Below are 12,817 nucleotides of genomic sequence, written 5' to 3' on the forward strand. Positions count from 1 at the left end.
CCAACGGGAGAGGGAAAATATTTATTACGAGAACCATCAATGAGTGAAATGATTTACGGCATCCACGCGGTGCAGGCCCTGCTGGAGCGCGCGCCGGAGCGTTTTCAGGAAGTTTTTATTCTGAAAGGGCGAGAAGATAAACGTCTGATGCCGCTGATCCACGCGCTGGAAGCGCAGGGCGTAGTGATCCAACTGGCGAACCGCCAGTATCTGGATGAGAAAAGCGAAGGAGCTGTACACCAGGGCATTATCGCGCGCGTGAAGCCAGGCCGTCAGTATCAGGAGAACGATCTGCCGGATCTGATCGCTGAGCTGGATAACCCGTTCTTCCTGATCCTTGATGGCGTAACCGACCCGCATAACCTGGGCGCGTGCCTGCGTAGCGCCGATGCAGCAGGCGTGCATGCGGTGATTGTGCCAAGAGATCGTTCCGCGCAGCTTAACGCTACCGCTAAAAAAGTTGCCTGTGGCGCGGCGGAAAACGTTCCGCTGATCCGCGTGACTAACCTGGCGCGCACCATGCGTCTGTTGCAGGAAGAGAATATCTGGATCGTCGGCACAGCCGGTGAAGCGGATCACACCCTGTATCAGAGCAAAATGACCGGCCGCATGGCGCTGGTGATGGGGGCAGAAGGTGAAGGCATGCGTCGTCTGACGCGCGAGCACTGCGACGAGCTGATCAGCATCCCGATGGCAGGCAGCGTGTCGTCCCTGAACGTTTCTGTTGCGACGGGTATCTGCCTGTTCGAAGCGGTGCGTCAGCGCGGGTAGCCTGTTGTGCCGGGTGGCGGCTTCGCCTTACCCGGCCTACAAAAGCATGGTAACGTAGGCCCGCTAAGCGCAGCGCCACCGGGCAACAATCTCACTCCTCTAACGACCGTAAATGGTCATCCTTCCTCAGCGTCATCAGCGCGAAAATACTCACCACCGCCGTTGCCATCACGTAGTACGCCGGAATATCCAGATTGCCCGTCTCTTTAATCAGCCCGGTAATGATCAGCCCCGCGCAGCCCGAGAAGATCGCATTCGACAGAGAATAGGCCAGCCCCAGCCCGGTATAACGCACGCGCGTCGGGAACATCTCAGACAGCATTGCCGGCCCCGGCCCTGCCAGCATCCCAACCAGACCTCCCGCAATCAGCACCACAATCGCTTTGACCGCCAGCGTACTGGTTTCCGCCTGCAAAATTTTCAGCAGCGGCAGGGCGAGGATCAGCAGGAGCACGGTGGAGATAATCATCACCGTCCGCCGCCCGATCCTGTCGCTCAGCATGCCCGACGGAATGATCGTGAGCGCAAATCCAATGTTAGAAATCACCGCAATCAGCAGCGCCTGGTTAAAACTGGTGTGCAGCGCAGATTGCAGATAGGTCGGCATAATCACCAGATAGGTATAGCCCGCCGCAGACCAGACCATCACGCGGCCAATGCCCATCAGGATGGTTTTGAACGTGGCGGCGGTGGTGGCCTGAGTAACAACCGGTTTTTCCCGTTGCTGCACAAAGCTCGGCGTCTCTTCCATGCTCACCCGCAGCCATAGCGCGACCGCACCCATCGGCAACGCCAGGAAGAACGGAATGCGCCAGCCCCAGTCGTGCAAGGCTTCAGGGGAGAGCAGGGCAGAGAGCAACGCGACAATGCCTGCTCCCGCTAACAGCCCGAGCGCCACGGTGAAGGACTGCCATGCCCCGTAAAGACCGCGCTTGCCGCGCGGGGCGAACTCCGTCATCAATGAGACCGCACCGCCATATTCACCGCCCGCGAACAGTCCTTGCAGAATACGCAGGAGCGTAACGATCAGCGGCGCGGCAATCCCGATACTGGCGTAGACCGGCACAATACCGATGGCAGCGGTGGCGAGCGTCATCAATACCAGCACGATAATCAGCGTCGGTTTGCGGCCAATCCTGTCGCCAATGCGGCCAAAGACCACCGCGCCCAGCGGACGGAAGAAGAAAGCGATGGCGAACGAGGCCCAGGTAAGGATCAGGCTGGTGAGCTCCGCTTCCCCCTCAAGCTGGAAGAAGTTTCTGGCAATCACCGTTGCCAGAAAACCGTAGACCGCAAATTCATACCACTCGATGAAATTACCGATGGAGCCTGCAATTAATGCACGCTTGTGCGCATCCTGTTGCATAACGATCCTCACAAAAACAGGGTAAGAATAAATTATTCAGCATTAGTGAAGTAATGAAATAGTTTATTCTTATGTTCTGTGAGCTATTTCACGAATGATATCAACACGATTGTCATCGTGTGACCCCCCTCCCATGCAGCGTGCATGCCCTCTGTCCATACTTACCTTTATTGCCAATGAAAGGAGGGAGACAGCATGCACTGGCAGACTCATACCGTTTTTAATCAACCTGCACCGCTATCGAACAGCAACCTTTTTCTCTCTGATTGCGCCCTGCGCGATGCGGTAGCGCGCGAAGGGGCTGAGTGGGATGTGGATCTTCTTGCCAGCATCGGACAGCAGTTGGGTACGGCGGAGTCGCTGGAGCTGGGCAGGCTGGCGAACGTTAATCCGCCGGAGCTGCTGCGTTATGACGCCACGGGAGAGCGGCTGGACGACGTCCGCTTTCATCCAGCATGGCATCTTCTGATGCAGGGGCTTTGCGCCAACCGGGTGCACAACCTGGCGTGGGAGGAGGAGGCGCGGAAAGGATCGTTCGTCGCCAGGGCCGCGCGTTTTGTGCTGCATGCTCAGGTGGAGGCGGGAACGCTATGCCCGGTGACCATGACCTTTGCGGCCACGCCGCTGTTGCTACAGTCGCTACCCAAACCGTTTCACGACTGGTTAACGCCGCTGATGAGCGATCGCTACGATCCCCATCTCGCACCGGGGGCGCAAAAGCGCGGCCTGCTGATCGGCATGGGGATGACGGAAAAGCAGGGCGGTTCGGACGTACTCAGTAATACCACCAAAGCAGAGAAATGCAGTGATGGCAGTTACCGGCTGGTGGGGCACAAATGGTTTTTCTCCGTGCCGCAGAGCGATGCGCATCTGGTGCTGGCGCAGGCGAAGGGCGGGCTTTCCTGCTTTTTTGTTCCGCGTTTCTTACCCGACGGGCAACGCAATGCCGTGCGCCTTGAGCGTCTGAAGGACAAGCTCGGTAACCGTTCAAATGCCAGCAGTGAGGCTGAGTTCCTTGATGCTTACGGCTGGCTGCTGGGCGAAGAGGGTGAAGGTGTCCGGCAAATTCTTAAGATGGGTGGGCTGACGCGCTTTGACTGCGCGCTTGGCAGCCACGGACTGATGCGCCGTGCGCTCTCGGTGGCGCTTTATCATGCCCATCAGCGGCAGACCTTCGGCAAAAATCTGATCGACCAGCCGTTAATGCGCGACGTGCTAAGCCGTATGGCGCTGGTGCTGGAGGGACACACGGCACTGCTGTTCCGACTCGCCCGGGCGTGGGATAACCGCACCGACCCGCAGGAAGCCGCATGGGCGCGGCTTTTCACGCCGGCGGCAAAATACAGCGTCTGCAAAGCGGGCATACCGTTTGTGGCAGAGGCAATGGAGGTGCTGGGTGGCGCAGGCTATTGCGAAGAGAGTGAGCTTCCGCGGTTGTACCGTGAAATGCCCGTTAACAGCATCTGGGAAGGCTCTGGCAATATTATGTGCCTGGATGTCCTGCGCGTGCTGGCGAAGCAGTCGGGCATTCTCGACCTGCTCGCCGATGATTTCGCGCAGGTAAAAGGCCAGGACAGGCACTTCGATCGCAGCTGGCGGCAGCTACAGCAGAAGCTGCGTAAACCGCAGGAAGCGCAGGGCAGGGAGATCGCGCGGCAGCTCTTTTTACTCGGGGCCGGAAGCCAGATGCTGCGGCACGCAACGCCGCCCGTGGCGCAGGCGTGGTGCCGCATGATGCTGGATACCCGGGGCGGCACGCTGATGAGCGAACAGGTGCAAAACGACCTGCTGCTGCGCGCCACGGGCCGGGTCGGTTAAGCTTTAAGCTGGAACAGGCTCACCAGCCGGGTGAGATGTGAACCCTTCTCGCGCAGCGTCTGCGCCGTCTGCTCGCTGCGTGAGATACGATCAGCATTGATGTGCGATGCCTCACCGATGTGCGTCATCGCCAGATTCACCTGACCAATCCCCGCAGACTGCTCGCGGGAGGCGTGGTTGATCTCGGTAACAAGCTGGCTGATGTTATCGATATGAACAATGATGGCATCCATCGCCAGACGCGTCTGCTCAGAAAGCGCATGGCCTTCGCTCACCTTGTTCAGCGTGTCGCCAATCAGCTGCTCAATCTCTTTTACCGCGTTGGCGCTGCGTGCGGCCAGGGCGCGCACCTCTTGCGCCACCACTGCGAAACCTTTCCCGTGCTCGCCCGCCCGCGCCGCTTCAACCGCCGCATTGAGCGCCAGAATATTGGTCTGGAAAGCGATGGACTCAATCACGCGGGTGATGACTTCAATGCGTTTCGATGCATCACGAATATCATCCATGGTGGAAACTGCGTGGGTCACCGTCTCTCCACCCTGATGCACCGCGCGCGAGGTTTCCCCCACCAGCTGCTGAGTTTGCTCCATGTTGGCGGCATTTTGCTGCACGGTGGCGGCTAATTGCTCCATACTGGCGGAGGTCTCCTCAACGCTGCTGGCCTGTTTGTTGATCTGTTCAGAGATCTCGCCGGTATCTGAAGCCAGCGCGTTAGTCCCCAGATGGATTTCGCTTGCGGCCTCGCGGACCTGCAACACAATTTTTTGCAGGCCGCCCCCGATCCCATTGATGGCATCAATCAGCTGGCCGACTTCATCCTGGCGGGTTACCGGCAGGCTGGCGCGCAGATCGCCTGCGGCATACTGCCGGGCAAGCGCGATCACTGCGCGCAGTGGGCGGGTTAGCATCCGGCGAATGAGGATAACGAACAGGCCCGCGAAGAGCGCGGATAGCACCACGCCCGCCATCAGGAAGCGATCGCGCAGCGTGGTGACGCTTGAAAGCAGTACGGCTTTATCCACTTCACCCACGATGGTCCAGTTCCAGCCCGGCAGCGGCGTGTAGGCGACTTTGAGCGTACGGCCATCCGCGCTCACGCGTTCCAGCGTGCCGGCTTTATCACTCAGAAGCTGCTGCTGTGTCGCCGTGTCCCAGTTGGGCAGTTTGCCCTCTTCGCTGGCATGGAACAGATACTGTCCGCGCGTTTTACCGCTGCTGCGATCCAGTACAAAGAAGTGACCGCTCTCGCCCAGACGACGGTTAAGGATTTTCTCGCGCATGACGTTCCAGGAATGGGTGATGTCGACGCCAACAAAGATAATCCCGATAACTTGGCCTTCCGCATTTTTAACAGGCTGGTACTGCGTGATATAGCGCTTGCCGAACAGCAGCGCGAGGCCGCGATAGACCTCCCCTTTGGTGACAGCCGCAAATGCCGGGCTGGTGCTATCAAGAACGGTTCCGATGGCGCGGTCGCCATTCTCTTTGCGCAGCGACGTGGCCACGCGGATAAAATCGTTACCGCTGCGGACAAACAGCGTCGAGATGGCCCCCGTTCGGCTCAGGAAGTCATCAGAAAGCGTATTGTTTTCATGCAACTCCGTTTCACCGCCCTTCAGCAGAGGAACGGTAAGGCCGTTAATGGTGCGGCTCTGGCTGCTGTCGCTGTTCAATGGCTGTGGCAAAAAGGTGGTGAACAGGCGGGTATAGCTCTCGACCTCTTCGCTCAGGCTGGTGTTGAACATCTCTACCATATCCACCATGCCGGTAGACTGGTTATGCAGGTCTTCAACCGCAAGATCTTCAAGCTGCTGGCTGGCGTTGTGGCTCAACAGAAAAGTGAACAGCAAAAAAAGCGTGGCGACACTGGCACCTGTTAGCAGCGATAGCTTCGTGCCCAGACCTGCCCGGCGGAAAAAGGTGATCATAAATTGCTCATTATTGAAAAGTGATGGCTGTTCAACGGCAGAGTAGAGATAACGTTTACCTTTTTAATGTAACCTAATGTTACATGTTTGTTTTCGTTAGGTTTTGGGAAAGATAAAAAATTTGCAAAAGTGAAAAGCCACTAAAATTAAGTGGCTTTTATCGGAAGGGATTAGGCATAAAGAATGGCCTGCACGCGCCAGTGATTAACATGGTGATCTTCCTGCATCTGGACGATGCGATACCAGGATGCGCCCTGTTCATCGGCCTTCAGAGCGACGACACGTTCAACGTCTTGCGGACTCCCCGTGATATTATTGACGGAGATCTGACCAATCTCGTTCAGGCCCGTGACGCAATCCGCGCTGGCAAATTCGGCCGACTGCGCCGTGGTGCTCAGCAGGCCCGCTGAAAGCAATAGCGTCGTTAAAGCAAGGGTTCGTTTCATCGTCAGCTCCTTTTCACGTGTCTCCGGTATCCGCCGGGCAATCCTTCGCGAATAAACTCATTTCCATTGTTGCTGGCATGGAGTTTATTGTGGACAGGAAAATGTCTACGGACGCAAAGCAGTGTAAAAGTCGTTCAAATGATGATGCTTACTTACGGTACAAAATGCCCTGGGCGTACCACTGTCCCGTAATAATGGTTTCATCAATCATCGTGATGACGTAATAATCTGCTTTTGCGGCAACGGCCTGCGCTTCAATTGCGTCTTCTGCATCATCCGGGGAACCACGAACCATCGCGGATACGGTACCCAGGCGTTGTAATCCTTCCGTCTGATTACGACGAATTTCCTGAGGATGATCGGTAACCGGCGGCGCCGGTTCTGGCGTACCCTGCAATACGGAACATCCGCTGAGCAGCGAGACCAGCAATAAAGCGGTAAGCCTGCGCATAAACCTGTCTCTTTTCCTGATAGCCATAGTGTAGTTGTCTGCGAATTTAGTTTTGGGGGAATGTTCCCGAAGTGTTATCTGGGACGTAGATTTCGAATGAAAATATCGTGAAACCGTAATCCAGCTCTCAACATTATGAATCATTCATCAGCACAGGATCGACAATGATTGAAATTGAAACTCGCCAGCTGAGTGAGCATGAAATCATCCATGCTTTTCCGGCTGGTAAAGGTGAACAGCCGCTGCCGACGGTAGTTTTCTATCATGGCTTTCTCTCCTCGAAGCTGGTCTACAGCTATTTTGCCGTCGCGCTGGCGCAGGCCGGTTTCCGGGTGGTCATGCCTGATGCGCCGAATCATGGGGCACGCTTTACGGGCGATGAGCAGGCGCGGCTGGGGCTGTTCTGGCAAACGCTGCACGGCAATCTGACCGAGTTCGCCGGGCTGCGTGACGCGCTCTTGCAGGCCGGGCTGGTGGAGGGGAAACGGCTGGCGGTCGCAGGCGCATCAATGGGCGGAATGACGGCGCTGGGGATCATGGCCAGGCATCCGGAGGTGACGTCCGTGGCTTGCCTGATGGGATCGGGCTACTTTACGTCGCTGGCAAAGACGCTATTCCCGCCGCAGGCCCCTCAGGAGATTGAGACCCTGTTGTCTGAATGGGACGTCAGCCATGCGCTTTCGCAGCTGGCCGATCGTCCGCTGCTGCTGTGGCATGGGGATGCCGACGACGTCGTACCGCCCGGTGAAACGTTCCGCCTGCAACAGGCGCTACAGCGCGAAGGGCTGGACAGTAATCTGACCTGCCTGTGGGGAGCGGGTGTCCGGCACCGTATTACCCCGGCCGCGCTGGAAGCAACCGTGGAATTCTTCCGCCAGCACCTTTAAACGCGCAGCACCGTGACACCCTGATCCTCCAGCTTGCTGAGGATCTCGGGGTTGGCGTTTTTGCCGGTGATCACCATGCTGATTTGCTCGGCGCGGCTGAAAAGCATGCCGGCGCGTTCACCGACCTTGCTGCTGTCGACCAGCACCACCAGCTTGCCCACCACGTTAAGCATGTTCTGCTCTGCCATTGCGGTGAGCATATCGGTTTTATACAGTCCATCCGCCGTCAGGCCTTTGCCGCTGGTAAACATCCAGTGCCCGGCGTAGAGGCTGTTTTCACTGTCCTGCGGGCTCAGGGTGATGGACTGGCTCTTGTTATACTGGCCGCCCATGATCACCACGCTTTCATGTTCCTGGTCAATGAGATAATTGGCCAGCGGCAGATAGTTGGTAATGATTTGCACCGGCTTGCCGCACATTTCACGGCCCAGCAGAAACGCCGTCGAACCGCAGTTGATCACCACGCTCTCCCCGGGATTCACCAGCTGTGACGCCGCTCTGGCAATCCGCACCTTTTCATCGTGATTCTGCGCCTGGTGGATGTTCATCGGCGTCCAGCGTGGACGCTGCTGGCTGATGGCCTCTGCGCCATTGCGGACTTTTTTCAGCTTGCCGCTCTCATCCAGCTTGTTGATATCCCGTCGCGCGGTAGCGGGGGAGATCCCTAAACGTTCGATCACTTTCTCGACGGTGATAAACCCTGTTTGCGCCAGGAGTTCCAGTAAAATTTGATGCCGTTGCGCTTCCGTCATGAGCTATTCCGATAAGAATTGATTTGAAAAGATGATATTTGAAATAGCGTGAAATTACTAAAATAAAAATGACATCGCCAGACGCAGGGTCTGGCGATTGGGCCTCGGTATCAGAGGAAGGACTTGAACGGCAGATCGGGTTCAATCGTAAAGCAATCATCGAAACCACGCGGGTAGTGATACTCAAGATTGTCTTTATCCAGCGGCCAGGTGAACTTGCCGCCAACCTGCCAGATGAACGGCTTGAAGCCATACTTGAGGCGGTCTTTTTTCATCTCCCACAGGACGCGGATCTCTTGCGGATCGGCCTGGAAGTTTGACCAGATATCATGGTGGAACGGGATCACCACTTTGGTTTTCAGCGCTTCGGCCATACGCAGCATATCCGCGCTGGTCATTTTGTCGGTGATCCCGCGCGGGTTTTCACCGTAAGAGCCAAGCGCCACGTCAATCTGGTGCTCGTTACCGTGCTTCGCGTAGTAGTTGGAGTAGTGGGAGTCACCGCTGTGATACAGGGAACCGCCAGGCGTTTTGAACAGATAGTTCACCGCGCGCTCATCCATCCCGTCTGGCAGTACGCCTGCGGCTTTCTGATCGGCAGGCAGGGTGATCAGCGCGGTGCGGTCAAAGGCATCCAGCGCGTGAATCTCAATGTCTTTGATTTTCACCACGTCGCCCGGCTTCATCACGATGCAGCGCTCTTTTGGCACGCCCCAGCCAATCCACAAATCCACGCAGGTCTGCGGCCCGATAAACGGTACGTCGTCCGCGCAGTTTTGCATTACCGCTGCCGCCACGTTCACGTCGATATGATCGTTGTGATCGTGGGTAGAGAGAACGGCGTCGATCTGGCGAATGGCAAAAGGATCAAGCACAAAAGGCGTGGTGCGCAGGTTCGGCTGGAGCTTTTCAACGCCGGCCATACGCTGCATCTGGTGGCCTTTTTTCATCAGTGGATTGCCGTGGCTCTGTTTGCCGGTGCCGCACCAGAAATCAACACAAATGTTGGCGCCGCCTTCTGATTTCAGCCAGATCCCGGTGCAGCCCAGCCACCACATCGCAAATGTGCCAGGAGCAACCTGTTCCTGCTCGATCTCTTCGTTCAGCCAGCTACCCCACTCCGGAAAGGTACTCAGAATCCATGATTCACGGGTGATGGTTTTCACTTTACTCATCGTTTGACTCCTGGTTTTAATCAAAAGTAATCATACTGTGACTTGTTGTGATTAATGCTGGCACTGTTTAAACCGATTTGCAATGGCTTATTTACGGAAAATTCCCCTCGCCACATCACAGAAAAGACATCATGACGTTGATAAGATAACCGCTATAAATGATTAATATACTGAAAATTAAGAATTTATTTATTGGATTGGTTTGGTAGTGAAAATCATTACTAACGCCATGGAAATAAATTGCGTGATCCGTCACAAATAATCAAATGCAATCTTGTGATGATTATTTGTGATTAATAGAGTGATGACACCAACCACACAGGGATTGCCCCTCGTGTTCTCATTTTCTGGAGAGAGTTATGGAGATCCTCTACAACGTCTTTACCGTTTTCTTTAATCAGGTAATGACCAACGCCCCGCTGTTGCTGGGTATCGTGACGTGCCTGGGGTACATCCTGCTGCGCAAAAGCGTCAGCGTGATTATCAAAGGCACCATCAAAACCATCATTGGTTTTATGCTGTTGCAGGCGGGGTCTGGCATTCTGACCAGCACGTTTAAGCCGGTTGTTGCCAAAATGTCAGAGGTGTACGGCATTAACGGCGCCATCTCTGACACTTACGCGTCCATGATGGCCACCATCGATCGCATGGGAGATGCATACAGCTGGGTTGGGTATGCGGTACTGCTCGCGCTGGCGCTGAACATCATTTACGTGCTCCTGCGCCGTATCACCGGTATTCGCACCATCATGCTCACCGGGCACATCATGTTCCAGCAGGCGGGTCTGATTGCCGTTTCTCTCTATATCTTCGGCTACCCAATGTGGACCACGGTCATCTGCACGGCAGTGCTGGTCTCACTTTACTGGGGCATCACCTCCAACATGATGTATAAGCCAACGCAGGACGTTACGGACGGCTGCGGTTTCTCCATCGGTCACCAGCAGCAGTTCGCCTCCTGGATTGCTTACAAAGTCGCGCCGTACCTGGGCAAAAAAGAGGAGAGTGTTGAAGATCTCAAATTGCCTGGCTGGCTGAATATCTTCCACGACAACATCGTCTCCACGGCAATTGTGATGACCATCTTCTTCGGCGCCATCCTGCTCTCCTTTGGCATTGACGTGGTGCAGGCGATGGCGGGTAAAACCCACTGGACGGTCTATATCCTGCAAACCGGTTTCTCCTTCGCTGTTGCTATTTTCATCATCACCCAGGGCGTGCGTATGTTCGTCGCCGAACTGTCGGAAGCGTTTAACGGCATCTCCCAGCGCCTGATCCCTGGCGCGGTGCTGGCGATTGACTGTGCGGCTATCTATAGCTTTGCGCCAAACGCCGTCGTCTGGGGCTTTATGTGGGGCACCATCGGCCAGCTGATTGCGGTCGGCATCCTGGTGGGCTGTGGCTCCTCAATCCTGATTATTCCTGGCTTTATCCCGATGTTCTTCTCCAACGCCACTATCGGCGTGTTTGCTAACCACTTCGGCGGATGGCGCGCAGCGCTCAAGATCTGCCTGGTGATGGGCATGGTTGAAATCTTCGGGTGCGTGTGGGCGGTCAAGCTCACCGGCATGAGCGCCTGGATGGGCATGGCGGACTGGTCAATTCTGGCGCCGCCGATGATGCAGGGCTTTGCGTCCGTCGGGCTGGTCTTTATGGCCGTCATCATCCTGATTGCCCTGGCTTATATGTTCTTCGCTGGCCGTTCGCTGCGGGCTGAAGAAGATGCGGAAAAACAAACAGCAGAAGTGTCTGCTCATTAAGGAGTTTCGATTATGACCGTACGTATCCTGGCTGTGTGTGGCAATGGGCAAGGTAGCTCCATGATCATGAAGATGAAAGTGGACCAGTTTTTAACCCAGTCAAACATTGACCACACGGTGAACAGCTGCGCAGTGGGTGAATACAAAAGTGAACTGAACGGCGCGGACATCATCATCGCCTCAACGCACATTGCCGGCGAGATTAGCGTGTCGGGCAACAAATACGTGGTAGGCGTACGCAACATGCTGTCGCCTGCGGATTTCGGACCAAAGCTGCTGGAAGTGATCAAAGAACACTTCCCACAAGACGTGAAGTAAGGATGCCACATGAAACTACGTGATTCGCTGGCAGAGAATAACTCCATCCTTTTACAGGCCGAAGCAAGCACCTGGCAGGAAGCGGTGAAGCTGAGCGTGGATCTGCTGGTTAAGGCTGACGTTGTCGAGCCGCGTTACTACCAGGCGATTCTGGATGGCGTGGCGCAGCATGGCCCTTACTTTGTGATTGCGCCAGGCCTGGCGATGCCGCATGGCCGCCCGGAAGAGGGCGTCAAGAAAACCGGCTTCGCGCTGGTGACGCTGAAAACCCCGCTGGTGTTCAACCACGAAGATAACGACCCGGTCGACATCCTTATCACTATGGCGGCTGTCGATGCCAATACCCACCAGGAGGTGGGCATCATGCAGATCGTCAATCTGTTTGATGATGAAGCTAATTTTGACCGTTTACGCGCCTGCCGTACCGCGCAGGACGTGCTGGATTTAATTGATAACGCCACTGCGGCGGCCGTTTAAGAGGAATTTAAAATGTCATTACCAATGTTGCAGGTCGCGCTGGATAACCAGACTCTGTCTCACGCTTACGAAACCACCCGTCTGATTGCGGAAGAAGTGGACATCATCGAAGTCGGCACCATTCTGTGCGTGGGCGAAGGCGTTCGTGCGGTTCGTGACCTGAAGGCGCTCTATCCGCATAAAATCGTGCTGGCGGATGCCAAAATCGCCGATGCGGGCAAAATTCTCTCTCGCATGTGCTTTGAAGCCAACGCCGACTGGGTCACCGTGATCTGCTGTGCGGATATCAACACTGCGAAAGGCGCGCTGGACGTGGCGAAGGAGTTCAATGGCGACGTGCAGATTGAACTGACCGGTTTCTGGACCTGGGAGCAGGCGCAGGAGTGGCGCGAAGCAGGTATCCAGCAGGTGGTTTATCACCGCAGCCGTGATGCGCAGGCCGCAGGCGTGGCGTGGGGTGAAGCCGATATCAGCGCGATCAAACGTCTGGCCGATATGGGCTTCAAAGTGACCGTAACCGGTGGCCTGGCGCTGGAAGATCTGCCGCTGTTCAAGGGGATTCCAATTCACGTCTTTATTGCCGGTCGTAGCATTCGCGATGCGGAATCTCCGGTGGAAGCTGCGCGTCAGTTTAAACGCTCAATCGCTCAGCTTTGGGGTTAAGGAGC

The 12,817-nt window shown here is 55.9% G+C and carries 13 protein-coding genes; 7 read left to right on the plus strand and 6 right to left on the minus strand.

What is annotated here, in order from left to right:
• Positions 1–39: 39 nt before the first annotated feature.
• Positions 40–771, plus strand: coding sequence for a 23S rRNA (guanosine(2251)-2'-O)-methyltransferase RlmB (gene rlmB / locus L384_RS13130; RefSeq protein ID WP_003856001.1), 732 nt, complete (start codon positions 40–42; stop codon positions 769–771).
• 91 nt (positions 772–862) lie between these two features.
• On the opposite strand, the gene L384_RS13125 is transcribed toward rlmB, so the two are convergent.
• Positions 863–2,137 carry an MFS transporter gene (locus L384_RS13125; RefSeq protein WP_023324043.1) on the minus strand — a complete coding sequence of 425 codons (1,275 nt, stop codon included), beginning with the start codon at positions 2,135–2,137 and terminating at the stop codon, positions 863–865.
• A 195-nt stretch (positions 2,138–2,332) separates the two neighbouring features.
• On the opposite strand from L384_RS13125, the gene L384_RS13120 reads away from it, so the two are divergent.
• Positions 2,333–3,955 carry an isovaleryl-CoA dehydrogenase gene (locus L384_RS13120; protein ID WP_023324044.1) on the plus strand — a complete coding sequence of 541 codons (1,623 nt, stop codon included), beginning with the start codon at positions 2,333–2,335 and terminating at the stop codon, positions 3,953–3,955.
• Here L384_RS13120 and L384_RS13115 read toward each other — a convergent pair.
• From L384_RS13115 to bsmA, 3 genes are all read right to left on the minus strand, one after another.
• Positions 3,952–5,883, minus strand: coding sequence for a methyl-accepting chemotaxis protein (locus tag L384_RS13115; protein ID WP_023324045.1), 1,932 nt, complete (start codon positions 5,881–5,883; stop codon positions 3,952–3,954). The two genes, L384_RS13120 and L384_RS13115, sit on opposite strands and share 4 nt — an antisense overlap.
• A gap of 170 nt (positions 5,884–6,053) precedes the next feature.
• The gene (gene yjfN / locus L384_RS13110) at positions 6,054–6,329 is read right to left on the minus strand and encodes a DUF1471 family protease activator YjfN (RefSeq protein WP_003856009.1); all 276 of its coding nucleotides are present in this window, start codon (positions 6,327–6,329) and stop codon (positions 6,054–6,056) included.
• Between the two features lie 148 nt (positions 6,330–6,477).
• Positions 6,478–6,807, minus strand: coding sequence for a biofilm peroxide resistance protein BsmA (gene bsmA, locus L384_RS13105; RefSeq protein WP_003856011.1), 330 nt, complete (start codon positions 6,805–6,807; stop codon positions 6,478–6,480).
• A 137-nt stretch (positions 6,808–6,944) separates the two neighbouring features.
• On the opposite strand from bsmA, the gene yjfP reads away from it, so the two are divergent.
• Positions 6,945–7,667 carry an esterase gene (yjfP, locus tag L384_RS13100; protein ID WP_023315265.1) on the plus strand — a complete coding sequence of 241 codons (723 nt, stop codon included), beginning with the start codon at positions 6,945–6,947 and terminating at the stop codon, positions 7,665–7,667.
• Here the strand turns inward: yjfP and ulaR are convergent.
• Together ulaR and ulaG are read right to left on the minus strand one after the other, a co-directional pair.
• The gene (ulaR, locus tag L384_RS13095; protein WP_003856014.1) at positions 7,664–8,419 is read right to left on the minus strand and encodes an HTH-type transcriptional regulator UlaR; all 756 of its coding nucleotides are present in this window, start codon (positions 8,417–8,419) and stop codon (positions 7,664–7,666) included. The genes yjfP and ulaR overlap by 4 nt on opposite strands.
• Before the next feature lie 110 nt (positions 8,420–8,529).
• A complete protein-coding gene (gene ulaG, locus L384_RS13090; RefSeq protein ID WP_023315266.1) occupies positions 8,530–9,594 on the minus strand; it encodes an L-ascorbate 6-phosphate lactonase in 1,065 nt (354 codons plus the stop codon).
• Between the two features lie 359 nt (positions 9,595–9,953).
• Between ulaG and ulaA the strand changes: the two genes are divergently transcribed.
• Genes ulaA through ulaD form a run of 4 tightly spaced genes read left to right on the plus strand, consistent with a single transcriptional unit; the run spans position 9,954 to position 12,812 of the window.
• Complete coding sequence (ulaA, locus tag L384_RS13085) at positions 9,954–11,354, plus strand: PTS ascorbate transporter subunit IIC (protein WP_003856019.1); 1,401 nt, start codon at positions 9,954–9,956, stop codon at positions 11,352–11,354.
• Positions 11,355–11,366: 12 nt separating this feature from the next.
• Entirely contained in the window at positions 11,367–11,672 is a 306-nt protein-coding gene (gene ulaB, locus L384_RS13080) for a PTS ascorbate transporter subunit IIB (protein WP_003856022.1), read from the plus strand.
• A 9-nt stretch (positions 11,673–11,681) separates the two neighbouring features.
• Positions 11,682–12,149, plus strand: coding sequence for a PTS ascorbate transporter subunit IIA (ulaC, locus tag L384_RS13075; RefSeq protein WP_003856024.1), 468 nt, complete (start codon positions 11,682–11,684; stop codon positions 12,147–12,149).
• 12 nt (positions 12,150–12,161) lie between these two features.
• Positions 12,162–12,812, plus strand: coding sequence for a 3-keto-L-gulonate-6-phosphate decarboxylase UlaD (ulaD, locus tag L384_RS13070; protein ID WP_003856025.1), 651 nt, complete (start codon positions 12,162–12,164; stop codon positions 12,810–12,812).
• The last annotated feature ends 5 nt before the right edge of the window (positions 12,813–12,817 follow it).

This window comes from Enterobacter sp. MGH 38, from assembly GCF_000492855.1.
Taxonomy (GTDB): Bacteria; Pseudomonadota; Gammaproteobacteria; order Enterobacterales; family Enterobacteriaceae; genus Enterobacter; species Enterobacter hormaechei_C.

Coding starts and splice junctions, on each gene's coding strand:
- L384_RS13120 (WP_023324044.1), top strand. CDS start 2,333: ATGCACTGGCAGACTCATACCGTTTTTAATCAACCTGCACCGCTATCG.
- bsmA (WP_003856011.1), bottom strand. CDS start 6,807: ATGGCTATCAGGAAAAGAGACAGGTTTATGCGCAGGCTTACCGCTTTA.
- yjfP (WP_023315265.1), top strand. CDS start 6,945: ATGATTGAAATTGAAACTCGCCAGCTGAGTGAGCATGAAATCATCCAT.
- ulaB (WP_003856022.1), top strand. CDS start 11,367: ATGACCGTACGTATCCTGGCTGTGTGTGGCAATGGGCAAGGTAGCTCC.
- L384_RS13115 (WP_023324045.1), bottom strand. CDS start 5,883: ATGATCACCTTTTTCCGCCGGGCAGGTCTGGGCACGAAGCTATCGCTG.
- ulaA (WP_003856019.1), top strand. CDS start 9,954: ATGGAGATCCTCTACAACGTCTTTACCGTTTTCTTTAATCAGGTAATG.
- ulaG (WP_023315266.1), bottom strand. CDS start 9,594: ATGAGTAAAGTGAAAACCATCACCCGTGAATCATGGATTCTGAGTACC.
- ulaR (WP_003856014.1), bottom strand. CDS start 8,419: ATGACGGAAGCGCAACGGCATCAAATTTTACTGGAACTCCTGGCGCAA.
- yjfN (WP_003856009.1), bottom strand. CDS start 6,329: ATGAAACGAACCCTTGCTTTAACGACGCTATTGCTTTCAGCGGGCCTG.
- rlmB (WP_003856001.1), top strand. CDS start 40: ATGAGTGAAATGATTTACGGCATCCACGCGGTGCAGGCCCTGCTGGAG.
- ulaD (WP_003856025.1), top strand. CDS start 12,162: ATGTCATTACCAATGTTGCAGGTCGCGCTGGATAACCAGACTCTGTCT.
- ulaC (WP_003856024.1), top strand. CDS start 11,682: ATGAAACTACGTGATTCGCTGGCAGAGAATAACTCCATCCTTTTACAG.
- L384_RS13125 (WP_023324043.1), bottom strand. CDS start 2,137: ATGCAACAGGATGCGCACAAGCGTGCATTAATTGCAGGCTCCATCGGT.